The 23693-nt window shown below is 65.3% G+C and carries 20 protein-coding genes; 6 read left to right on the forward strand and 14 right to left on the reverse strand.

Annotation, left to right across the window (positions count from 1 at the left end; translation table 11 throughout):
- Nucleotides 1-5 precede the first annotated feature (5 nt).
- The 3 genes from JQ604_RS16355 to JQ604_RS16365 are packed head-to-tail and all read right to left on the reverse strand — an operon-like array spanning nt 6 to nt 3772.
- Nucleotides 6-1529 carry an amino acid ABC transporter permease gene (locus tag JQ604_RS16355; RefSeq protein ID WP_212358441.1) on the reverse strand — a complete coding sequence of 508 codons (1524 nt, stop codon included), beginning with the start codon at nt 1527-1529 and terminating at the stop codon, nt 6-8.
- Nucleotides 1529-2731, reverse strand: coding sequence for an amino acid ABC transporter permease (locus JQ604_RS16360; RefSeq protein WP_212358442.1), 1203 nt, complete (start codon nt 2729-2731; stop codon nt 1529-1531). The genes JQ604_RS16355 and JQ604_RS16360 overlap by 1 nt, the downstream gene beginning before the upstream one ends.
- A 24-nt stretch (nt 2732-2755) precedes the next feature.
- The gene (locus JQ604_RS16365; protein ID WP_212358443.1) at nt 2756-3772 is read right to left on the reverse strand and encodes an amino acid ABC transporter substrate-binding protein; all 1017 of its coding nucleotides are present in this window, start codon (nt 3770-3772) and stop codon (nt 2756-2758) included.
- Between the two features lie 322 nt (nt 3773-4094).
- On the opposite strand from JQ604_RS16365, the gene metC reads away from it, so the two are divergent.
- The 5 genes from metC to JQ604_RS16390 all read left to right on the forward strand — a co-directional run bounded on the left by metC (nt 4095) and on the right by JQ604_RS16390 (nt 9911).
- Nucleotides 4095-5291, forward strand: a complete 1197-nt coding sequence (gene metC / locus JQ604_RS16370) for a cystathionine beta-lyase (RefSeq protein WP_212358444.1) — start codon at nt 4095-4097, stop codon at nt 5289-5291.
- Nucleotides 5292-5561: 270 nt separating this feature from the next.
- Nucleotides 5562-6365, forward strand: a complete 804-nt coding sequence (gene cpaB / locus JQ604_RS16375) for a Flp pilus assembly protein CpaB (protein WP_212358445.1) — start codon at nt 5562-5564, stop codon at nt 6363-6365.
- 19 nt (nt 6366-6384) lie between these two features.
- Nucleotides 6385-7878 carry a type II and III secretion system protein family protein gene (locus tag JQ604_RS16380; protein ID WP_249158297.1) on the forward strand — a complete coding sequence of 498 codons (1494 nt, stop codon included), beginning with the start codon at nt 6385-6387 and terminating at the stop codon, nt 7876-7878.
- A gap of 27 nt (nt 7879-7905) precedes the next feature.
- A complete protein-coding gene (locus JQ604_RS16385) occupies nt 7906-8646 on the forward strand; it encodes a CpaD family pilus assembly protein (protein ID WP_212358446.1) in 741 nt (246 codons plus the stop codon).
- On the forward strand, nt 8643-9911 hold the full coding sequence (locus JQ604_RS16390) for an AAA family ATPase (RefSeq protein WP_212358447.1): 1269 nt from the start codon (nt 8643-8645) through the stop codon (nt 9909-9911). The genes JQ604_RS16385 and JQ604_RS16390 overlap by 4 nt, the downstream gene beginning before the upstream one ends.
- A gap of 89 nt (nt 9912-10000) precedes the next feature.
- On the opposite strand, the gene JQ604_RS16395 is transcribed toward JQ604_RS16390, so the two are convergent.
- Together JQ604_RS16395 and JQ604_RS16400 are read right to left on the reverse strand one after the other, a co-directional pair.
- The gene (locus JQ604_RS16395; RefSeq protein ID WP_212358448.1) at nt 10001-10819 is read right to left on the reverse strand and encodes a tetratricopeptide repeat protein; all 819 of its coding nucleotides are present in this window, start codon (nt 10817-10819) and stop codon (nt 10001-10003) included.
- Between the two features lie 168 nt (nt 10820-10987).
- Nucleotides 10988-11236: a PilZ domain-containing protein gene (locus JQ604_RS16400; protein ID WP_212358449.1), complete on the reverse strand. Its 249-nt coding sequence runs from the start codon at nt 11234-11236 to the stop codon at nt 10988-10990.
- Between the two features lie 259 nt (nt 11237-11495).
- On the opposite strand from JQ604_RS16400, the gene JQ604_RS16405 reads away from it, so the two are divergent.
- Complete coding sequence (locus tag JQ604_RS16405; RefSeq protein WP_212358450.1) at nt 11496-13184, forward strand: Na/Pi cotransporter family protein; 1689 nt, start codon at nt 11496-11498, stop codon at nt 13182-13184.
- A 2-nt stretch (nt 13185-13186) separates the two neighbouring features.
- On the opposite strand, the gene JQ604_RS16410 is transcribed toward JQ604_RS16405, so the two are convergent.
- The 9 genes from JQ604_RS16410 to pbpC form a co-directional block, all read right to left on the reverse strand.
- On the reverse strand, nt 13187-14098 hold the full coding sequence (locus JQ604_RS16410; protein WP_212358650.1) for a carbohydrate ABC transporter permease: 912 nt from the start codon (nt 14096-14098) through the stop codon (nt 13187-13189).
- 49 nt (nt 14099-14147) lie between these two features.
- Nucleotides 14148-15266 (reverse strand): carbohydrate ABC transporter permease, encoded by a 1119-nt coding sequence (locus JQ604_RS16415; RefSeq protein WP_212358451.1) that lies wholly within the window; start codon nt 15264-15266, stop codon nt 14148-14150.
- A 93-nt stretch (nt 15267-15359) separates the two neighbouring features.
- Complete coding sequence (locus tag JQ604_RS16420) at nt 15360-17006, reverse strand: extracellular solute-binding protein (RefSeq protein ID WP_212358452.1); 1647 nt, start codon at nt 17004-17006, stop codon at nt 15360-15362.
- Nucleotides 17007-17281: 275 nt separating this feature from the next.
- Nucleotides 17282-17737: an RbsD/FucU family protein gene (locus tag JQ604_RS16425; protein WP_212358453.1), complete on the reverse strand. Its 456-nt coding sequence runs from the start codon at nt 17735-17737 to the stop codon at nt 17282-17284.
- Nucleotides 17738-17783: 46 nt separating this feature from the next.
- On the reverse strand, nt 17784-18122 hold the full coding sequence (locus JQ604_RS16430) for a lipid-A-disaccharide synthase N-terminal domain-containing protein (protein ID WP_212358454.1): 339 nt from the start codon (nt 18120-18122) through the stop codon (nt 17784-17786).
- Nucleotides 18122-18919: a glycosyltransferase family 2 protein gene (locus tag JQ604_RS16435; RefSeq protein ID WP_212358455.1), complete on the reverse strand. Its 798-nt coding sequence runs from the start codon at nt 18917-18919 to the stop codon at nt 18122-18124. The genes JQ604_RS16430 and JQ604_RS16435 overlap by 1 nt, the downstream gene beginning before the upstream one ends.
- A 69-nt stretch (nt 18920-18988) precedes the next feature.
- Nucleotides 18989-19834: a phosphatase PAP2 family protein gene (locus JQ604_RS16440; RefSeq protein WP_212358456.1), complete on the reverse strand. Its 846-nt coding sequence runs from the start codon at nt 19832-19834 to the stop codon at nt 18989-18991.
- On the reverse strand, nt 19834-21570 hold the full coding sequence (locus tag JQ604_RS16445; protein WP_212358457.1) for an ArnT family glycosyltransferase: 1737 nt from the start codon (nt 21568-21570) through the stop codon (nt 19834-19836). The genes JQ604_RS16440 and JQ604_RS16445 overlap by 1 nt, the downstream gene beginning before the upstream one ends.
- A 64-nt stretch (nt 21571-21634) precedes the next feature.
- A complete protein-coding gene (pbpC, locus tag JQ604_RS16450) occupies nt 21635-23656 on the reverse strand; it encodes a penicillin-binding protein 1C (protein ID WP_249158299.1) in 2022 nt (673 codons plus the stop codon).
- Between the last annotated feature and the right edge of the window lie 37 nt (nt 23657-23693).

Below are 23693 nucleotides of genomic sequence, written 5' to 3' on the forward strand. Positions count from 1 at the left end.
GTCCCTCAGTTGCGTCGATGCGCATTCAGCCTGTTCTCGACGAACAGCGAGTAGCGCGACATGCCAAAACAGAACATGAAATAGACCAGCCCGACAAAGGCAAAACCGGTGAAGGCCGTGGTCGGCGTCGACCAGACCGGATCGGCGAAGGCGGCGCGAAGCTGTCCGAGCAGGTCGAACAGCGCCACGATCGACACCAGCGAGGTGTCCTTGAACAGCGCGATGAAGCTGTTGACGAGGCCGGGAATGACGTGGCGTAGCGCCTGCGGCAACACGATCAGGAACGTGGTCTTCCACCAGGACAGGCCGAGCGCATTCGCCGCCTCGCCCTGCCCGCGCGGGATTGCGGCGAGGCCGCCGCGGACCACCTCGGCCTGATAGGCGCCGGCGAACAACGCAATGCCGATCAGCGCGCGCATCAGGCCGTCGATGGTGATGCCGGTCGGCACGAACAGCGGCAGCATGTAGGTCGCAAAGAAAAGCACCGTGATCAGCGGGACGCCGCGCCAGACCTCGATGAAGGCGATCGAGAAGATCCGGATCAGCGGAATCGTCGAGCGCCGCCCGAGCGCCAGCGCGATGCCGACCGGCATCGAGGCGACGATGCCGGTGACGGAGACGACCAGCGTCACCAGCAGCCCACCCCACAGCCGCGTGTCGACCACCGGTAGTCCGCCGCGGTCGAGCCCCATGATCGCGATCACGAGCCCGATGCCGGCAAAGGTCGCAAGGCTCATGATCAGCGGCCGCCATCCGGTGCGCATGCCGCCGCCGAGCACGAACAGCAGCGCAGAGACGATCACGGCGGTGAGGAGGAGATCGATCCAAACGGGCCGGCCCGCGGCCTGGATCGCATCGCGCAGCCAGACCAGCGGATACAGCAGCCAGGAGATGACCAGGCTGACCGCCATGATCAGCTTGCCGAGCAGCCACAACAGCGGGCCGAGCACGGCGGTCGTTTCACCTGCCATGGCAAGCTTGTGGCCGCCCTCGCCGATCGAGTCGTTGAAGCCCGAAAGAAGCGACGTGATCCAGCTCAGCGCAAAGCCGTCGAGCCCGCCGCCATGCAACAGGAAGAACGCGACCACCGGAAACGCCAGGAAGAACAGGCCGGCATTCAGACCCTTGGCCGGCAGCCGCGGAATCAGCAGCGGCAGCAGCAACACCGCCGCGAGCAAGAATGTGAGATTGACCCGCCAACGCTCCGGCTCCGGATAGAAGCCGTAGATGAACTGACCGAACTTGGCCTGGATGAACGGCCAGCAGGCGCCGACGACGCGGCCGGCGTTTTCCTGCAGACAGGCGTTGCGATCGGTGCCGCGCCAGACCGCGTCGATCAGCAGGAACTTGATCGCCGGCACCAGCACCACTCCGAGCAGCAGCGCGCAGATGATGGTGACGAGAATGTTGGTCGGCGAGTTGAACAGGCGGGTGCGCAGGAAGCCGACAAGGCCCGTGGTCTTCACCGGCGCGGGACGTTCGGAGACGAGCTCCTGGCGAACGAAGGTCGTGGGCAGGCCGTCGTTCATCAGCCCATGCTCCTGCTGATGCGCCAGCCATAGACGCTCATGATGGCGCTGGTGACCAGCGAGATCAGGAGATAGACGCCCATCGTGATGCCGATGATCTCGATCGCCTGCCCGGTCTGGCTCAGGCTCGTGCCGGCGAACACCGAGACCAGATCGGGATAGCCGATAGCGACCGCGAGCGAGGAGTTCTTGGTTACGTTGAGGTACTGGTTGGTCAGCGGCGGCAGGATCACCCGCAGCGCCTGCGGGATCACGATCAACCGCAGCACCGTACCGCGCTGCAGGCCGAGCGAGGAGCCCGCCTCCATCTGCCCCTTGTGCACCGAGAGGATGCCGGCGCGCACGATCTCGGCGATGAAGGCCGCCGTGTAGATCGACAGTGCCAGCGCCAGCGCTACGAATTCCGGGATCAGGCGCGAGCCGCCGGCGAAATTGAACCCCTTCAGCACAGGGACTTCGAACGTCACGGGTGCGCCGAACACCAGTGCCATGATCAGCGGCAGGCCGATCACGGCCCCGAGCGCGTACGGCCAGACCTTCACGACGTGGCCATGCTGATAGAGCTGCTTGCGCGCATAGCGCCACAGCGCGATCGCCACGACGATGCCGACCAGGACGGCAACGACGAACGGCTCGAAACCAACCTCCCCGATCGGCCGCGGCACGATGAGGCCGCGATTGCTCAGGAAGACCAGGCCGAACAGCGAGATGCTTTGCCGGGGATTGGGCAATGCTCCGAGCACCGCGAGGTACCAGAACAGGATCTGGAACAGCAGCGGCAGATTGCGGATCAACTCGACATAGCCGCCCGCAAGTTTCGACAACAGCCAGTTCGGCGATAGCCGTCCAAGCGCGACGATGAAGCCGAGGATCGTCGAGAACACGATGCCGATCACCGAGACCAGCAGCGTATTGAGCAGGCCGACCACGAACACGCGGGTGTAGCTGTCGGCCCCCGAGTAGGGAATCAGGGTCTGGTTGACGTCGAAGCCTGCATTGTTGCGCAGGAAGTCGAAGCCCGCGGTGATCCGCTGCGCCTGCAGATTGGCGCGGGCATTCGCGATGATTTCATAGGCCAGCCAGCCGAGGATGGCGGCAAACAACAGCTGGACGACGAAGCCGCTCCACCCCGAGCGACCGCCGAGCGCGCGCTGCAGGGTTGCCAGCGTCTGCGAGGGTGGTTTTCGAGGCGCGATCGACATTCGCCGTCAGCCGCGGTTTTGCGATCAGCGGATCGGCGGCGCGTACTGGATCCCACCCTTGTTCCAGAGATTGTTGAGGCCGCGGGCGATGCCGAGCTTGGAGCCGGTGCCGACATTGCGGTCGAACGCCTCGCCGTAATTGCCGACCGCCTTCACGATCCGTGACACCCAGTCCTTGGTCAGGCCGAGCTGTTCGCCGAGATTGCCGTCGGTGCCGAACACGCGCTTCATCTCCGGCTTGTCCGATTTCGCCATCTCGTCGACGTTCTTCTGGGTGACGCCGAGCTCTTCGGCGGTGATCATCGCAAACAGCGTCCACTTCACGATGTCGAACCACTGGTCGTCGCCATGGCGCACCATCGGGCCGAGCGGCTCCTTGGAGATCACCTCCGGCAGCACGACGTGGTCGGCCGGATTGGCGAGCTTCAGGCGGCTGGCATAGAGGCCCGAGACGTCGTCGGTGAACACGTCGCAGCGGCCGGACTCGTAGGCCTTGACCGCCTCGTCGATGGTGCCGAACGCGATCACCTCGTACTTCATGTTGTTGCCCTTGAAGTAGTCGGCGAGGTTCAGCTCGGTCGTGGTGCCGGTCTGCACGCAGACCGAGGCGCTGTTCAGTTCCAGTGCCGAGTTCACCTTGAGCGACTTCTTCACCATGAAGCCCTGCCCGTCATAATAGGTCACGCCGGTGAAGTTGGCGCCGAGCGAGGTGTCGCGCGAGATCGTCCAGGTGGTGTTGCGCGACAGCACGTCGATCTCGCCCGACTGCAGCGCGGTGAAGCGGTCCTTGGCCGACAGCGGCACGAACTTGATCTTGGTCGGATCGTTGAGCACGGCAGCCGCGATGGCCCGGCAGACGTCGACGTCGAGCCCGGTCCAGTTGCCCTTGTCGTCCGGCGACGAGAAGCCGGGCAGGCCCTGGCTGACGCCGCAGGACAGCGTGCCGCGGTCCTTGATCGTCTTGAGGGTTTGCGCCGAGGCGGCGGTGACCGACAGAGCGGCAGCGGCGGCAAGTGAGACAGCCAGGGAGACGCGTTTCATAGGCGGGGCCTTTCAGGGTCGTCCTTGTGGACGTTGCTTGGATCGCCTTGCAGGTAACGGGCCAACCCCGTGATCCGCCTCAGCCAAGATGCTGATTCGACCGGCAGATTGCCTGCAATGCGGTCGGACAACGGATCGAAGGTCGCGGCAGGCCCCTCAACATGCGGCGACAGGATAGTTGCGGCGCATCACATAGCGACTGGCGGGCCGGGTCAAGGGGTTGACGCGCCTCTTCCGCGTCCTGTTAGTAACCAGTCCCCGGCATGCCGCATTATCCCGATGCGGCATGGCTGTGGCAAAAAGTCTTGAACGGCGACCCCGCATGGATTCCTCGCACGGCTCCCGCCCCTCTACCCCGCAACAGCCCGAAACCCGATTGGTCACCGCCGGCCGCGATCCCAAGGCGCAAAAGGGCTTTGTGAACCCGCCGGTGTTTCACGGTTCCACCGTGCTCTACCCGACCGCCGAGGACCTGCACGCCCATCGCGCCGAATTCACCTATGGCCGTCACGGCAGCCCGACGACGCGGGCGCTGCAGGACGTGCTGAAAGGCCTCGAAGGCCCGCAATGCGCCGGCGTTGGCCTGGCGCCCTCCGGCCTTGCCGCCATCACCACCACCCTGCTCGCGGTGCTCAAGACCGGCGATCATCTCCTGGTCTGCGACAACGTCTATCGGCCGACGCGCAACTTCTGCAACGGCATGCTGACGCGGCTTGGCATCACGACGGAGTATTTCGATCCCCTGATCGGCGCCGGCATCGAAAAGCTGTTCAAGCCGAACACCAGGGCGGTGCTGGTCGAGGCGCCGGGCTCGCAGTCGTTCGAGATGCCCGACATCCCGGCCATCGCCGCGGTCGCGCATGCCAAGGACGCGCTCGTGATCGACGACAATACCTGGGCGACACCGCTCTTCCATCGTTCGCTCGATCTCGGCGTCGACATCAGCATGCAGGCCGCAACCAAATATATCGGCGGCCATTCCGACATCATGTTCGGCACCATCTCGGCCAATGCCAAGGCGTGGCCGCTGATCACGGATGGCATCCGCCAGCTCGGCGTCTGCGCCGGCCCCGACGACGTCTATCTCGCGCTGCGCGGCGTACGCACGCTGTCGGTACGGCTGGCGCAGCACCATCGTTCCGGGCTCGAGATGGCGCGCTGGCTCGCCGCACGGCCCGAAGTCGCGCGCGTGCTGCATCCGGGCCTCGAGACCGATCCCGGTCACACCATCTGGAAGCGCGACTTCACCGGCGCCTCCGGCCTGTTCAGCATCGTGCTGAAGCCGGCGCCGCAGAAGGCGGTCGATACCCTGCTCGACACGGTCAAGCTGTTCGGCATGGGCTTCTCCTGGGGCGGCTTCGAGAGCCTGATCATCCCGTTCGACTGCAACGAGTATCGCACCGCGACCAAGTGGTCGCCCGGTGGCCCGACGCTGCGGCTGCATATCGGGCTGGAGAACACCGACGACCTCAAGACCGATCTCGATCGCGGTTTTGCTGCGCTGAAAGCTGCGCTCTGACGTCCTCGCGATCGCGCACGACGTACCGTTAAGCAGGCGCGTCCTGCACGTTTGCGGACGCTAGGACGAACGTCGCAACTGCCGATGTCTCCGTGATTTTGCGGAGATGTGAACGACTGCGATAACTCGCCGTTCACCATCCCCGACAATCCCGGAACGCGCCGTTAGGCCTATCAAGTTCCTCTACACTTTTGCTGCCGTACTGCTGCTTACGGGAAGGGCTGCCGCGACCGGGGGGTCGTGACAGGTCAGTGTAAGAGTAGACAGCGTATGAAAACCGCACGCATCGTGGTGCTGGCCATTGCCGGTGTTGCCGGTCTGGCCGCCATGTATCTCGCGAGTGGGGCCGACCACAGCAAGCCCGCCGCCCCCGTAGCCCCCGTCGCACAACTTCCCACCGTTGAAGTGCTGGTCGCCAAGTCCGACATCGGGCTTGGCCAGGCCGTGAAGCCGGAGGATCTGCAATGGCAGACCTGGCCGGCCGAGACCGCCAGCGCGAGCTTCCTGCGCCGGGACACCGCGCCTGAAGCGATGAAAGACGTGATCGGCTCGATCGCACGCACGCCCTTCATCCAGGGCGAGCCGATCCGCGAGCAGAAGCTGGTCAAGGCCAATGGCAGCGGCTTCATGGCCGCGATCCTGCCGAGCGGCATGCGCGCGGTCTCCACCGAAATCTCGCCCGAGACCGGCGCCGGCGGCTTCATCCTGCCGAACGACCGCGTCGACGTGATCCTGTCCCGCCGCGACAAGAACCCGGACAAGACCGGTCCCGACATCATCTCCTCCGAAATCCTGATCTCGAATGTGCGCGTGCTCGCGATCGACCAGGCGCCGAAGGAGAAGGAAGGCATGAACTCGCTGGTCGGCAAGACCGTGACGCTGGAGCTCAAGCCCGAGCAGGCCGAGACGCTGGCCCGCGCCCGGCAGACCGGTGTGCTGTCGCTCGCGCTGCGCAGCATCGCCGACGTCAACATGGTCGAGAATTCAACATCAGACGAAGCGGCCCCGAAGCGGGGCCAGGGCATCAGCGTGTTTCGCTACGGCGTGCTGAGCTCGACGACGACACAGAAGTGATCTTTGGGGGATCTGGGGTATGACGAGGGGTGAACATCAACGGACCATGCGGACCTCGCTGGCGCGCATGCTGTCGTTTTCGGCGGTCGCCGCGCTGACGCTGGGCCCTGCCCTGTCGCCGGCCATCGCGACCGAGCCGGATAAGGACAAAGACAAGGACAAGAGCCCGGCCATCACGGTGACCGGCTCGATCCCGGTCAAGACCCGCTTCGTGGCGCTCGGCGTCGGCAAGTCGGTCGTGGTCGACCTGCCCCGCGAGGCCAAGGACGTCCTGGTCGCCGATCCAAAGATCGCCAATGCGGTGATCCGCTCGGCGCAGCGCGCCTACATCATCGGCGCCGCGGTCGGCCAGACCAACGTCGTGTTCTTCGACGGCGACGGCAATCAGGTCGCCTCCTACGACATCGCGATCAAGCGCGACCTCAACGGCATCCGCGCCGCCCTGCAGCAGAGCATTCCCGGCGTCAATATCGAGGGCGTCGGCGACAGCGTGATCCTGACCGGATCGGTGTCGAGCCCGGTCGAGGCCACGACCGCCGGTGAAGTCGCGGCGCGCCTGGTCGGCGGCGCCGACAAGGTCGTCAACTCCATCGTGGTGCGCGGCCGCGACCAGGTGATGCTGAAGGTCACCGTCGCCGAAGTGCGGCGCGACATCATCAAGCAGCTGGGCGTCGATCTCAGCGCCAACATGAACTACGGCACCGCCGCCGTGGTCTTCAACAACAGCAATCCCTTCACCGCCAACAACGCTCCGCTCGTCTCGACCAATGCGCTGACCGGCGCCGCCCTGAACAAGGCCGGCGTGCCGACGGTTACCGCGACGCTGCGGGCGATGGAAAGCGCGGGCGTGGTCCGGACCCTGGCCGAACCCAATCTCACGGCGATCTCGGGCGAGTCGGCAACGTTCATCTCGGGCGGCGAATTCCCGATCCCGACCGGCGTGACCTGCCAGACCACGACGTCGGGCACGATCGGCCAGTGCGTCCAGACCGTCAGCTTCAAGAAGTTCGGCATCTCGCTCAACTTCACCCCGGTGGTGCTGACCGAAGGCCGCATCAGCCTGAAGGTGATGACCGAAGTGTCGGAAATCTCCACCGAGAACGCGCTGACCGGCGGCGCCAACGGAACCACCATTCCCTCGATCAAGACCCGCCGCGCCGACACCACGCTGGAAGTGCCGTCCGGGGGCTCGGTCGCGATGGCCGGCCTGATCCAGGAACAGACCAAGCAGGCCGTCAACGGCATGCCCGGCGTCGACCAGATCCCGATCCTCGGCCAGCTGTTCCGCAGCCAGGATTTCATCAATCACGAGACCGAGCTGATGGTCATCGTGACGCCCTATGTGGTGCGCGCCGTGGCGCAGAAGGAATTGTCGCGCCCGGATGACGGCTTTGCGCCGGCATCCGATGCCCAGTCGGCCCTGCTCGCCCGCATCAACCGCATCTACGGCGTTGCCGCACGCGCCGAGCCGATCGGCGCCACGCCCGCCAATTTCGGCTTCATCATCGACTGAGCGCATCGCGAGATTGGGGATCAAACGATGACACGCAAGCTTCACGCAGGCCGTTTTGGAACATTGCCGTTCACCGGCGCCCTCTTCGCGGTCTCCGTCGCACTCGGCGGCTGCAACCTGACGAGCCCGGATATCGTGACGGGAACGGTGCCTGACGACTATCGGCTCCGCCATCCGATCGCCGTCACCGAAGGCGAGCAGTCGATCGTCATCTTCGTCGGCCGCAACCGCGGCAACATGACGGAGACGCAGCGTGACGACGTCGCCGGCATGGCCCGGCGCTGGGCCCGCGAAGGCACCGGCGGCTTCATCGCCGACGTGCCGTCGGAGGGACCGAACGCCCGCGCCGCCTCCGCCATCTATCAGGAAATCCGGAGCATGCTGACCCAGCGCGGCGTGCCCGGCCACGCCATCACCAGGCGGCCCTACCGGAGCGACGATCCGCGCGAGCTCGCCACCATTCGCCTCAGCTTCCCGCGCATGAAGGCGGTTGCCGGTCCCTGCGGCACCTGGCCGGCCGATCTCGGACCGTCGATCTACGATCCCGGCTACAACGAGAACAAGCAGTATTACAATTTCGGCTGCGCCACCCAGCGCAACATCGCCGCGATGGTCGAGAACCCGTCCGATCTCGAGCAGCCGCGCAGCGAGACCCCGGCCTACCAGCCCCGCCGCGACATCGCGTTCGACCGCTATCGCAAGGGCAATCCGACTGCCACGACCTACCCCGAAGTCGACAAGGCCAAACTGAGCGACACAGGCAAATGAGCGCGCAACAAGATCAAGAACGGCCGCACGCCGACGAGTATATCGCGCCGGCCCCCCGCATTTCGGTCCAGGCGTTCTGCGCGACGATCGCGACCGCCGCCTCCGCCAAGGCGGCCGCCGAGGATCGCCGCCTCGCCAAGGCGCATCTGTCGGTGCACATGGGCGGCGTCGTCGCCGCCATCGATGCCTATCACAAGGCGCCGACGCCGAACGTCATTGTGATCGAGACCGAGCCGGACAGCGACATCCTCGCCGGGCTCGACGAGCTCGCCACCGTCTGCGACCCCGGCACCCGCGTGGTCGTGCTCGGCAGCGCCACCGATGTCGCGCCCTATCGCGAACTGGTGCGCCGCGGCGTCAACGATTACGTGGTGGGTCCGATCCAGGTGCTCGACATCGTTCGCTCGATCTGCAGCCTGTTCTCGTCGTCCGAGCAGGTCTCGGCCGGCCGCCTGATCGCGGTCGCCGGCGCCAAGGGCGGCGTCGGCGCCTCCACGGTCGCCCACAACGTCGCCTGGTCGATCGCCCGCGACCTCGGCCTCGATTCCGTCGTGATCGATCTCGACCTCGCCTTCGGCACCGCCGGCCTCGACTACAATCAGGATCCGGTGCAGGGCATCGCCAATGCGGTGTTCTCGCCGGAGCGGCCGGACACGGCCTACATGGAGCGCCTGCTCGCCAAATGCGGCGACAATCTCAACCTGCTGGCGGCACCCGCGACCCTCGACCACGTCTATGATTTCGGCGCCGAGGCGTTCGATGCGATCTTCGACACCATGCGAATGTCGATGTCCTGCATCGTGCTCGACGTGCCGCATCAATGGACCGCCTGGACCAAGCGCGTGCTGGTCGGCGCCGACGACATCCTGATCGTCGCCGAGCCCGATCTCGCCAACATGCGCAACACCAAGAACATGATGAACCTGCTCAAGGCATCGCGGCCCAACGACCGGCCGCCGCTGTACTGCCTGAATCAGGTCGGCATGCCGAAGCGGCCGGAGATCGAGGTCAAGGATTTCGCCAAGACCATCGAGAGCCAGCCGATCGCCAGCATTCCGTTCGACTGCCGCCTGTTCGGCGAGGCCGCCAATAACGGCCAGATGATCGCCGAGATCTCGGCGCGTCACCGCACCACCAGGACCTTCCAGCAGATCGCGCATCGCCTGACCGGCCGGCCCGATCTCGCCGATCAGCGCGAGTCGCTGCTGGCGCCGCTGCTCAAGCGCTTCCAGGGCGGCCGTGGTGGTCGCCGCGCTGTGGGTTGAGCGCATTCGGGAAACGCAGCGCGGTTCCCGAAAAGATCAATTTCTGACAATGAGATAGAGCGTGATCCTGTGATCGCGCTCTAATTTGTTCAGTCGGCGCGTTTGCTGGCGGCGACTGGAATCTTCTCGGAGCGGGCCGCTTCCTTGCGCGCGAGCAACCGCTTCAGCGCTGCAACATTGGCCGTGCCCTCTTCCGGCGGCAGATCGGCCTTCATGATGGTCTCCGCCTCGGACTGACGGCCCTCTAGGCCGACGACGACGGCGAGATTGGTTCGCACCCGCATGTCGCTCGGGGCGCGCTCGCGCGCCCTGCGCAGCGTCTCCTCGGCGAGCGGCAAATCCTTCGACAGCAGATAGGACAGACCGAGATTGGACAGCACCTGCGGCTCGTCGGGCACGATCTTGAGCGCGCTCGCATAATACTGCCGCGCCTCGTCATGCCGATCCATCTGGTCGAGCACCGCGCCCTGGGCCGACAGGATCCGCCAATCCGGATCTTCCGGCGTGTGCGCGCGGCCGAGCACGTCGAAGGCCTGCTGGAAATTGCCGTTGTCGGCCAGCGCACGGCCATACCCGGCGAGCAGCGCCTTGTTGCCGGGCTGGGCGAGCGTCGCCTGCTCCATGACGGCCGCGGCTTGCGCCCGCTGTCCGGTGGCGCGTAGCGCCTTGGCGTATTGCAGCGCCGCGTCAGCGTCCTTCGGATTGGCGCGGACGCGCTCGCGATAGGTCTCCATGTCGCGCCGCGGATCGGCGGACGCCTTGGCCTCGGCCTTGTCTCCGAGCGCACCCGTGATGTCTGACGGACCTGATGTCTGGCAGGCGCCCAGCCCCAACAGCAGGACGACAGACGAGGCAGCGCCTGCAAGACGTCCTACGCGGCTAAATTGTCGGGGTGATTTCTGGAACATGAACGCGACTCGTGACTGCGGCAGTTCCAAAACAGTCACAGCTTAACCCTAAATTCGGGTTAAGGATCACATTACAGCGGTGTCACGAAACCGCTGAGCGGGGATCGCGCGGACACCAGCGGCGCAGGATAAAACCCTGTCGCCGCTCACTTTATTCGAAATCGCGGCTTAATCGACGAATTGCGCGCCGAATTCGTGGCCGATCCGCCAGGCCAGCCGGCACTGCCGCGGACGGGTGTCGGCGGAGAATATGATCGTGAATTCAGGGGGGACTTCCAGATATTCGGCGATCACCTTGACGCCGCCCGACGAGATGTCGGTGATCATGCAGTCACGCGGCAGCGTGCCCGTCCCCATCTGAATCTTCGCGACGTTCCGGCACGGACGACGTTCGCTCTTGCGGCGATTGGTAAACATTCGCATCCCCAAGCTTGGATCGATGACTGTTGGTTCGTCGGACCTTAGCGAGGAAAAATTGGGAACAGCCTAGCGGAACCGCTCGCAATTGAGACGTTGTTTCCCTTTTGCGTTTACCCGCGCCGACCGCCACGCGCGGCTCGGACAAGCCGCCCGCTTACCCGTTTTGCTAGTTTCCTGAGGGAATAAAAGGGGTTGATCCCCACTCTTTTGGGGTTAGCCTGACTGGTCGACTCGATTTGCCGGGAAGCGAACGAGCATGGGAACAATGGTCTTACTTGATCTCCTGGGTGGCGTGGCGCTGCTGCTGTGGGGCCTGCATATGGTCCACAGCGGGATTTTGCGCGCTTTTGGTCCTGATTTGCGGCGCCTGCTCGGCAAGGCGCTGAACAACCGTTTCACGGCCTTTGGCGCCGGCCTCGGCTTGACTGCCCTGCTGCAGAGTTCCACCGCCACCGGCCTGATCACCAGTTCCTTCACCGCCGAGGGGCTGGTGAGCCTGGTTCCCGCGCTCGCGATCATGCTCGGCGCCAATGTCGGTACCACGCTGATCGTCCAGGTGCTGTCGTTCAACATCGCCGCGGTTGCGCCGGTGCTGTTCGTGATCGGCCTCGTCGCGTTCCGGACCGGGCCGCGCTCGCGGATCAAGGATCTCGGCCGGGTCTCGATCGGGCTCGGCCTGATGCTGCTGTCGCTGCACATCCTGCTCGACACGCTGGCGCCGGCCGAGAATGCGCCCGGCGTCCGCGTCTTCCTGAGCGCGATCACCGGCGATCCCATCCTCTGCATCCTGATCGGCGCGGTCGTGACCTGGCTGGTGCATTCCAGCGTCGCCAGCGTGCTCTTGGTGATGTCTCTGGCCTATTCGCAGTTCATCACGCCCTATGCCGCATTCGCGCTGGTGCTCGGCGCCAATCTCGGCAGCGCCATCAACCCCCTGGTCGAAGGCGCGCGGCGCGACGATCCCGCCAGCTACCGCCTGCCGCTCGGCAATCTCATCAACCGCATCGTCGGCATCCTGCTGGTCGCGCCGTTCCTGCGGGTGATCACCGACCATCTCCCGGCCTGGCAGCCGGACCTCGCCAAGGCGACGGCGCTGTTCCACATCGCCTTCAACGTCGCGACCGCGCTGCTGTTCATCGGCGTGCTCGACAGCCTCGCGAAGGTCCTGAAGAAGGCCTTGCCACAGCGCGTCCAGGAGACCGATCCGTCACGGCCGCGCTATCTTGACGAGAGCGCGCTGGAGACGCCGTCGCTCGCGCTCGCTGACGCCGCGCGCGAGGTGCTGCACATGGGCGACCATGTCGAGGTCATGCTGCGCAAGGTGATGGCGGCGATGATGACCAACGACCGCGCATTGGTCTACGAGGCCTCGCAGCGGGACAACAGCGTCGACAGCCTCGACGAGGCGATCAAGCTCTATGTGACGAAGCTGACCCGCGGCAGCCTCGACGAGCGCGAGGGCAAGCGCGCGATGGAGATCGTCGCCTTTGCGATCAATCTCGAGCATATCGGCGACATCATCGACAAGAATCTGAGCGAGCTCGCCACCAAGAAGATCAAGCGGCGGCTGCAATTCTCGCTCGAGGGCGCCGAGGAGCTGTCGGCGTTCCACAAGCGGACCATCGACTCGCTGCGGCTCGCCTTCGGCATCTTCATGTCGGGTGACGTCAACGAGGCGCGTAAGCTGCTTGGCGAGAAGGCCGCGCTGCGTGCCGCCGAGCTTGCCGCCACCGAGCGCCATCTCGATCGGCTGCGCGAGGGACGCCCCGAGACCATTGAGACGACGTCGCTGCATCTCGACGTGCTGCGCGACCTCCGTCGCATCCACTCGCATATCTGCTCGGTCGCCTACCCCGTGCTGGATGCCGCCGGCGAGCTGGAAGCCTATCGCGCCAGCACCGCGGAGACCGATCTCGCGGCGCTGCCGGCGCCGGGCCGGCCGTAGCGCTACTTTCCTGCGCCCGCGGTCAGGCCGCTGACGATGAAGCGCTCGAGGAAGACGCCGACGATCACCAGCGGCGCGATCGCAGCACTCGACAGCGCCGCCATCGACCACCAGTTGATGCCCTGCGAGCCGGTCTGGCTCGCCACCATGACCGGCAGGGTCTTCGCGTCGGTGCTGGTCAGCAGCGCCGCGAAGAAATATTCGTTCCAGCACAGCACCAGCGACAGGATGAAGGCCGCGACCATGCCGGGAATGGCGAGGGGCAGGATGATCCGCAGGAACGCGCCCCAGGTCGAGAGGCCGTCGACGAAAGCGGCCTCATCGAGCTCGATCGGGATCGAGTTGAACTGATCGCGCATGATCCAGATCACGATCGGCAGCACGGTCAGCGTGTAGAGCAGGATCAGGCCGAAGCGCGTGTCAAGCAGCGCCAGCGCCTTGTAGAGCACCAGGAACGGCAGCGCGAGCACCACCGGCGGCAGGATCAGCTGCGACATGAAGAAGAACAGGATGTCGTCATTGCGCATCCAGGCGAATTTGTAGCGAAATCGGCTGAGGCCATAGGCGGCGAGCGAGCCCAGGATCAGCGCCAGGAACGAGGCGCCGACCGAGGTGATGATGCTGTTGACGAACCGGTTGACGAATTCGGATCGCGCTGTCGAGGTCGCAAACAGCGTATCCGGCGACAGCCCGATCGAGCGCCAGCCCTTCCAGTCCGGCTGAAAGTCCAGCCAGGGCACGAGGTGGGCCTGCGTCACGTCGACCGCCGATTTGAAGGACGTCGTGATGGTCCAGTAGATCGGAAACAGGCAGATGAAGGTCCAGAGCAGCAGCGCGGCGTAGATCAGCGCGCGGCCGAGCGATCGCTTGGCGCGCGGCCCTACGGGGTGCCTTCTCGCTGATGTCGATGTCACTCTCGTTAGGGCCAATCTGGCAACTCCGGTCGGAACCTATCCTGTCCTCTCACACCACCTTCTGCGTCCATCGCTTCGACAGCCGCAGCAGCACGGTCAGCAGCACGATGATCATCAGGAGATAGACCATGGCGAGCGCGGTGCCGTAGCCGACATTCGAGCGGTCGCGGTAGACGCGGTAGATAAAGCTGGAAATCGTATCGGTGGCGCCGCCCGGCCCGCCCGCGGTGACGTTGATCACGATGTCGGCGAGCTTCAGCTTGAAGATCAGGCGGATGATCAGCACGGTGATGCTGACCGGCAGCATGATCGGAAAGGTCACGTGCCAGAACGACTGCCAGCCATTGGCGCCGTCGACCTTCGCCGCCTCCTGCACCTCCCGCGGCATCGCCTGCAGGCCTGCCAGCAGGATGATCATGATGAAGGGGATCGAGACCCAGGCGTCCATCGCCTGGATGCTCAAGCGTGCCATCCAGGGCGATGCAAAGAAGGCCGGGTTCTCCCAGCCGAGATAGCGCGCCAGCGTCGCCGCCGGGCCGAAGCGATATTCCAGCAGCGACTTGCCGATCATCCAGCTCACCGCAACCGGACTGAGCATCATCGGCAGCAGGAACACGACGCGAAAGAACTTTCGCCCGCGGATCTCGGCACTCAAGAGCAACGCCAGGCCGAATGCGATGGCGTATTCGCCGAGCACGGCGACGCCGTAGAAGATCATGTTGCCGAGTGCATTCCAGTAATAGGCGTCGTTCAGCATGCCCCTGATATTGTCGAAGCCGCTGAAGCGCGGCCCCTCGATCGAACTCAGGTTCCAGTCCAGCGACGCGATATAGATCCCGAAAATCGTCGGGAAGATCACGACAGCCACAGTGAAGAACACCGCCGGCAGCAGGAACAGCGCGCGCTGCCCGCGCTCGCCGCGGGTCAGCACCTGCCCGATCCCGAACGCGATGGCCCAGAGCAGATAGGCGATCAGGATCGGACGCCAGTCGGAAAACCCTGTCGCGATCGTGCCGGTCGCGTGCAGCAGCTGGATCAGCAGCACGAGCAGGAAACCGAGCGAGGCCAGCATAACCAGCGCCCGGCCCGCGGCCTTTCGGCCGGCGGACGCAGGCGGGGACGCCGGCTTGTGATGACGATCGTCGCTGACGGGGATCGAATTCTGCATGGAGACGAGACTGTGCCGGAATGCGATTCCGGGCAAGTTTTCGGCTGGCGCGGAAGCGCCAGCCGAGGATGGTCGGTTCCGCGAGCCGCGCGACTACGCGCCGAGCGAGGCCTTGTAGAGCCCGATCTGCCGCTCGCGGCCGATCTGGTCGGTCAGCTTCTCCCAGGCCGCCGCGATATTGTTCGCACCGGTCTGCGCGTCGACCTTGCCGGCGAAGATCTTGGTCAGCTCGTCTTCGGCAATGCTGTAGTACTGGAAGATGCCGGGGATGCGCGGCTCGACCGCGCGGTTCGGGTGATTGTAGGAGGCGAGTTGCGAGTTCAGGTACGAGGTGATGTACTTCTTGTCGTAGCCCGCGGCCGTCCACTCATCGAACTGGAAGTGGCTGAGCCGGTGGGCCTGGAAGCCCGACGGATACATCACCATCCACAGCGACAGGTCCTTGCCGCCGAGATGCGCGGCCGCGCTCCAGGCCGCCTTGTGCTTCTTCTCGTCGCCATTGACGCGTGCCATCACATAGACGCCCCAGCCGAGATAGGCGCAGTTCGGCGCAAAGTTGGGACCGCTGCCGAGCTTGTCCCATTTGCCGGTCTTGGAGTTATAGACATCCTCCGATCCCGGCAGGATGTCGAAGCCGACGATATCGCCGATCACGGAGGTGTCGCTGGCTTTTGCGACCTGGCCGATGTCGCCCCACCACGGGATCATCGAGCCGATGCCGGCCAGGAATTGCTGGAAGCCTGTCGTGTTGGGATCGGCGTTGAGCTGATCGGCCGGCTCGAACGGCAGCGCGTCGATGACGTCCTGGATGGCGCGAACCCAGGCCGGATTGTTGATGCGCGGCTTCATCGTGTCGACGTCGAACAACCAGGCCTTGTCCTCGGGATGCTTGGCATAGGCCGAGGCACGGCTGGCCAGGAAATAGAAGCCGAACCCGCCCCAGGGTTTTGGCGCGTCGAGATAGCCGAACGCGTTCTGGTTCTTGATCTTCTTGCCCTTGAGGAATTTCGTGACCGCCTGCACCTGCTGCCAGGTTCGCGGCACGCCCCATTCGCCGCTGTTGCCGGCGTCCTTCCAGGCCTTGGCGAGCGCCGCATCGGCGAACACGTCGGTGCGATAATTGAAATTGTGGCAGTCGCCGTCGATCGTGACGCGATAGGTCTTGCCGCCCCAGGTTCCCACCGGCGGCTTCAGGTAATCGACATAGTCGTCGTAATCGATCTGCTTCTTGACCCAGTCCGGCATCTCCGACGCCAGACCCTTGCCACACACATCGCCCTCGAACGGTGCGCCCATTTCCAGGATATCGAAGTCGACCGTGCCGGTTGCGATCGCCTGCTGCAGCCGCGGGTTGTAGTCGGCCTGCGCGAGGTCGATCCAGGAGATCTTTGCACCCGTGTAGGCCTCCCATGGCTTGAGGAAGCCGCGGAACAGCAGGTTGTGCAGGTTCTGATTGTTCAATCCCATGAAGGAGAGCTCGACGCCCTTGAACTCGCCTTCCTTGACGCTTGCCTTGGTTGGACCGAGACACAATTCACCGACCTTCTGCCAGTCCGCGTCGGTCGGCGCGCCCTTTCCGATCCCGGGAATCTGGGTGATCTGCGCGCGCAGATTGGCCTGCGCGAATGCGGCGTCGGAGAACGTGCCGAGCGCGCCTGACGTGCCCAGTGCGGCGGCGCTTGCTGCGCCTTTCAGCACCGTGCGGCGGTTCGGTCGCAATTGATGATCATGTTGCTTCATCACGAAACCCTCCCATTTTTTGACATTCGTCAAGGTCAAGCATTGGGCCGCCTGACACGTGATGATGCGCCGCTCGCGGACATGGCTGTCGCAAGGCGGTGGTGACGGAGGCCGTTTCGAGTATGCAACGGCAACATTCAAAGTCAACGAATGCACGCGGAGTTGAGACTCCACGTGCAATCAAGGACGAACGCCGCCGCGAACGCGCGAGGTCATGTAATGAAACATGTCTGTCTTATTTGCGCCGCACGCGTCGTGCAGCCGAGCGCAATGGATTAGACCGCGTCGGGCGGGATGACGCCCTTCTTGAAGATGAAGCAGCCGTAGAAGCGGCGCTCGCCGGTCTGGATCACGCAATAGGCCTTCTTCGCCAGGTCGTAGAAGGCAAATCGCTCGGTCGATGCCATCGGCAGCGAACGTCCCTCGGCCGCGTCGATCTCGCGCTGCACCTCGGCCTGCACGGGCGGGAGCTCGTCAGGCTTGCCGACGATTTCCATTCGCAAGGCCGGCTTGTCGACAAAGGAGTCCAGCGGCAGGACCGACAGGATCGCGCGGGCCGCCCGGCCGCAGGTGACGTTGTCGATGCGCAGCAGCCGGCCGAGCACGGTTTGGCGCGCCACCGCATCGGCCGGGAAATTGGTGTCGCAGATCACCAAATCGTCGCCGTGTCCCATGGCGCGCAACGCATAGAGGACATCCGCATTCAGGATTGGATCGATCCACTTCAGCATCCTTGCCTCCCTTGATCGCGGGATTCTCTGTCCCGATGTTCCCTGCTCAGCGGTCCAAGGTCTTCGACGCCCTGCCGCGATTCTTCACGATCAGCATGATGTTGCGGACATAGATGATCGTGGCAAGCCCCTGCCCGAGGATGATGACCGGCTCTCGCTTGGCGATGCCGTAGATCAGCGTCATGAAGCCGCCGCCCATCGAGAAGAACCAGAACGCCATCGGCACCACGCTCTGCCCGGCGCGCTCGCTGGAGATCCACTGCACCAGGAAGCGCGCGGTGAACAGCAATTGCGCGACCAGGCCGAAGGCCAGCCAGAAGTCGAACTTGGCGACGAACACGTCGTAGAAATAGGCGTTCAGCGCCTGCCCGAATTGAATCAACATCAGTGCACCTCGGTGGCGTCTGTCGCTCGAGTGACACCAGTCACCTCAGTGACGTCTTTCACTTCAGTGACATCAGGCGTCGGCTTCTTGCGGCGGATCAGCCACCACACGCCGGCGAGATCCATGATCCCGATCCAGAGCCGGTCAAAGAAGCCATAGTTCGACACGCCCGAATGGCGGGGGCGATCGATCACGTCGACATAGGCGATCTCAAGACCCTCGCGGCGCACCAGCGCCGGCAGGAAGCGATGCAGCCCATCGAAGTAAGGCATCGACAGGAACACCTCGCGCGGGAACGCCTTCAGCCCGCAGCCGGTGTCGCGGGTGCCGTCGCGCAGGATCATGCCGCGCACGCCGTTGGCGACCCGCGACTGCATCTTCTTGAAGCCGGTGTCCTTGCGACCGACGCGCTGGCCGGCGGCGAGTCCGACGCGGCCTTGACCTTTCTCGATCGCCGCGATCAGGTCCGGCAGGAATGCCGGATTGTTCTGCCCGTCGCCATCCAGTGTCGCGACGATGGCGCCACGCGCATGGCGGACGCCGCTGCGCACGGCCGCGGATTGTCCGGTCGATGTGGCATGGCGGAGCTGCCGCACATTGGAGCGCTGTTTCATGATCGCGGCGAGCCGGTCGCCGGTCGCATCGGTCGAACCGTCATTGACGTAGACGATCTCATAGGCCCAGCGGCCGTCGAGCGCCGTGGCGATCTCCGCGATCAGCGGCGCAATATTGTCGGCCTCGTTGCGAACCGGCACGACAATGGAGACGGCGACCGCGGTCTGGTCGGATTCAGGCAATTCGGCACTCGTGTTTTGCTTGCGGTCCGTCTATGGAACCCGCCCGATCCGGCCATCGGGCGACCGCTTTTATGGGGCGGACGCCCTCCCCGCAACCCTTTTGAGCCGCTCCGGCGAGGGCCCGGCCAGGGACACGATGGTGCCGTCCTGCTGGATGGCGAAACCAAGGCGGCGGGCGGCAAACCAGTAGCGCACGGCCATCGCACCGACGATGCCGACCAGCGCGCCGGCGACGACGTCGCTCGGGTGATGGGCGAGCAGCACCAGGCGCGTGGCGATGATCACGATCGCATAGACGAACATCGGAACGCGCATCTGCGGCCAGACCGCGGAAACCGCAAACGCCAGCGCAAACGCCGTGGTCGCATGTCCCGACGGCAGGCTCGCATAGGCCTCGGTGCCGGCGAAATGCTGGAAGTTGAAGGCGTTTGCCTTGCCGCCGACGAAGGGCCGGCCGCGGCCGACCACGAACTTGAGGATGTCGGCGATGATGTTGGCCAGCGCAACAGACAGAAACAAATACTGCAGCCGTGTGCCGAGGCCTGCGAGCACGATGCGGGAGGTGCCGCGCATCGCGGGCGCCGCGATCACGACGGCAATCAGCAGGACACCGAGCGCAATCAGCACGTAGGTGTCCTTGCCGAAGTCGGTCAGGATCCGCACCCACCACAGGCTCGGCGTGCCCCGCGCCGGCATCAGGCTGATCTCGGCGACGTCGACCATGTACATCAGCGTGACGACGCTCGCGCCGATGATCACCGTGAGCCACAGCGCGTGACGCGCCGCGCGGCGTGCGGCTTCGGCGCGCCGCGAATGCGAGGGTGCGCGGACCAGTTGCGCAAAGGACGCCCACGTCAGGGCGAAAAAGCGTCCGGCGTAATTGTGCTGCTCGATCGTCGGCGGATGCGCGGTCATTATTCCGTGCCCTCGGAGCGGAAGATCGCGATCGAGATCGCGCGGCCCTGCGAGATGTTGTAGCCCTCGATGCGGACGGGCGCGTTGTAGCGCAGCCCGATCGCCTCGGCGCGCTGGATGAAGGCGCGCTCCGAACGCGACTCGACCAGCGCGAAGCGGCAGGTGCCCTGCCCGAGGAAGTCGGCAGCGCCCGAGCCGTCCGTCAGCAAGGTCGAAGTATCGGTCATGAACACGAGGCTCGGCTCGTGGAAGCCGGCAGCCGCCGACCTCGGGCCCACACAGGTGACGTTGCGCAGCGCGCGCGCCACCTCCTGGCTCGGGAACATCGTGGTCAGCCGCGGCAGCACCACGCCGTAGGTGGCAGCCGCCATCAGCGCCGCCGCGATCACGGCGTTGAGCAGCGATCGCTCGGCGCGGCTGTCCTCGAACAGCCACCACGCGATCAGTCCGGCCACCATGGCACCCGCATACAACGGCCAGGCCGGAAACACCGGCTGATGGATCGCCTTGATCGCGCCGACGATCACCAGCACCGCGCCGAACGCCGGAATGACGAACCACCAGGCTGCGCCGCGCGTCAGCCAGGAGCGCGACAGCACGCGCCGCTCGACGGCACCGATCGTCAGGATCGCGATCGCCGGATAGAGCGGCAGCACGTAATGCGGCAGCTTGGTCAGCGCGACCTCGAACACGATCCAGGACGGGATCAGCCAGGCCAGCAGGAACTGGGCGCCGGGCTCGCGCCGCGCCCGCCACACCGCGGGCGCCGCCATGCCGGCGAGCGGTGCGCCCGGCCAGAACGTCACCCAGAACAGCAGCAGATAGAGCCCGGGCGGCGCGCCATGGGATTCCTGGGCGCCGAGCTTGGCCAGCATGTCGCCGCCGACGGCATCGGCAAAGAAGGCATCGCCGGCGCGCAGGAAGATCAGCACGAACCACGGCAGCACCAGCACCAGCACCCACATCAGGCCCCAGACCGGACGCAGCCGCCACAGCCAGGCCGCCGAGCGGTCGAGAATGGCCAGCACCAAAATGGTGAGGCCGACGAACATCAGGATCAGCCCCTTCAGCAGGATGCCGACGGCGAGCGCGGTCCAGAAGATCGCCGGCCACGACCATGGCGGCCGCGCCGGATCCTCGCCGCGCTGCCAGGACAGATAGACCCGCGCCATCGCGCCCATCGCGGCGACCACGGTGAGCAGCTGCATCGCGTCGGTTTTTGCCAGGCGCGCCTCGACACCCAAAAGAATCGAGCTTGCGATCATCAGCGCCGCCAGCACCGCGCCCTGCCGCGACAGGAACGCCAGTGCCGCCCAGTAGGTCAGCAGCACCGCGCCGATCGCGCCGAGCAGCGACGGCACCCGGTAGACCCAGATGCGCAGCTGTGCCTTCGGCACCCCGAGCGCCGAGATGGTCTTCAGGCTCGCCGCCTGCAGCCAGTAGATGCCGACCGGCTTCTTGTAGCGGACGTCATCCTGGAAGCGGATGTCGACATAATCGCCGCTCTCGACCATCTGCTTGGTGGCCTGGGCAAAGCGGACCTCGTCGCGGTCGATCGGCGGGATGGTGAAGAAGCCCGGCAGGAACAGCACCAGGCAGGTCAGCAGCAGGAACAGAATCGCGCGCGGCTGGCTGGCCGTCGCAAACTCGAACGCCATGAACAGCCTGCGGCTGGAATGCGCAGGTTTTACAGACTGTTGCCCTGCGCCGAAGCGGGGTTGGAGGGTCTCCACCATGGGCTTCGCATACGATGAAACCGGTGCCCAAACAACTGCGCAGTTCCGCCCGTCCCGGATGGTGTCATTGCACCCGGATCACGACCGTGTCAGCGGCGCCCGTGGCGTCGATCACGGTGACGCGGGCAAAGCCCGGCCCGGGCGGATCGATCAGGCGCTGGCGGCGGCTATCGATGTCGCCGGCCGAGATGCCGTTGACCAGCACGGTCAGCGGCAGCACGCCGCCGGCGACCTTGACCGGCATCGCCGCGTTACGGCCGCCTTCGGAGCGGTCGACGTCGATGCGCGAGCCGTTCAGCGGGAACTGGATGTGTGGCGCCTGGTCCGAGCCGGTGCGGACGAGCTCGCCGAGCGGCCGGAACCGCCGCAGCGGCAGCGGCAGTTTGGCGTTGCTGGCGAGCAGGACGCTCTTCGGCGGCTTCGGCAGCGCCGCCGGGATCTTTCCGGTGCGCGCGAAGGCATCGAACAGGATCGGAGCCGCCGCGGTGCGGCCAACCAGGCCTGGCACCGGTGCGCCATCGGGACGGCCGACCCAGACGCCGATCGTGATGCGGCCGTCGAAGCCGACCGACCAGGCGTCGCGATAGCCATAGCTGGTGCCGGTCTTGAAGGCGATGCGGTTGTGCACGCCGTTCTCCGGCGGCGGAGTGCCGAGCAGGACGTTGCCGACCTGCCAGGCCGAGGCCTGATCCATCAGCCGCATCGTCTCCCGGTCGTCGCTCGCCAGCATGATCTCGCGCAGCGGCTTTGTCGCACCAAGCCGCGCCAGCCCGGCATAGAGCTGTGCGAGGTCCTGCAAGGTCACACCGACGCCGCCGAGGCCCATCGCAAGACCGGGTGTCTCCTCCTTCGGCAGGACCAGGCTGGTGCCGGCCTGCTTCAGCCGCGACGACAGCCGGCTGGCGCCGACGCGGTCGAGCAGCGCAATCGCCGGGACATTCAACGACAGCTGCAGCGCCTTGCGCACGGGCACGGTGCCCTGGAACGTCATGTCGAAGTTTTCCGGCGCGTAGGAGCCGAACCGGATCGGCCGGTCGTCGATCAGGCTGTCCGGATGGACAAAGCCGTCCTCGAAGGCGAGGCCATAAATGAACGGTTTGAGCGTCGAGCCGGGCGAGCGCACCGCGCGGGTCATGTCGACCTGCCCTGCCCGTCGCTCGTCGAAATAATCCGGCGAGCCGACGCGGGCGAGGACGTCGCCGCTCTCATTGTCGACCGCGATGATCGCGACCGAGATTTCTGGTCCCTGTGCAATCGCGCGGTCGTGCGCCAGCGCTTCCAGATTCTTCTGCAAGGCTGCATCGAGCGTCAGCTTGATGACGGGCGCATCCTTCATGGTCGCGACCGCCTGATCGGCGGAATGCGGCGCCAGGATCGGGATCTGCTTGCGCATCTTCGGCACGGCGGTCGCTTTCGCCTGCGCCGCGTCGTCGTTCGACACAGTGCCGTCCTCGACCATGCGGTCGAGCACGCGATCGCGCGCGGCCAGCGCCGCTTCCGGATAGCGGTCGAGACGGCGTCGCTCCGGCGACTGCGGCAAGGCCACCAGAAGTGCTGCTTCGGCGAGCGACAGCCGCTTCGGCTCCTTGCCGAAATAGGCGATCGACGCCGAGCGGATGCCTTCGAGATTGCCGCCGAACGGCGCCAGCGCGAGATAGAGATCGAGGATCTCGTCCTTCGACAACTGCCGCTCCAGCTGAACCGCGCGCACCATCTGGCGCAGTTTTGCGTATAGCGACCGCTCGTGCCGCGGCTCGATCAGCCGCGCCAGCTGCATCGTGATGGTCGATCCGCCCGAGACGATATGCCCGCTTGTGCCGAGCTGGAACGCCGCGCGCGCCAGCGCCAGCGGATCGATGCCGTGATGCCCGTAGAACCGCTTGTCCTCATAGGCGAACAGCAGCTTGAGGTAACCGGGATCGACAGCCGTCTTGGCATCCACCGGCAGCCGCCAGCGTCCGTCCGCCATCGCGTAGGCACGCAGCAGCTTGCCGTTGCGATCGACCACAGTCGTGGAGACCTGTTTTGCTTTCTCCAGCGGCAGCGGCCCGAGCGAGACGACCCACGCCGAGAAGGCGCCAGTCATAACGAGACCAGCGACGGCGCAAGCCGCCGCCGCTTTT

Source organism: Bradyrhizobium jicamae (assembly GCF_018130695.1).
In the GTDB taxonomy this organism is placed as follows: domain Bacteria; phylum Pseudomonadota; class Alphaproteobacteria; order Rhizobiales; family Xanthobacteraceae; genus Bradyrhizobium; species Bradyrhizobium jicamae_B.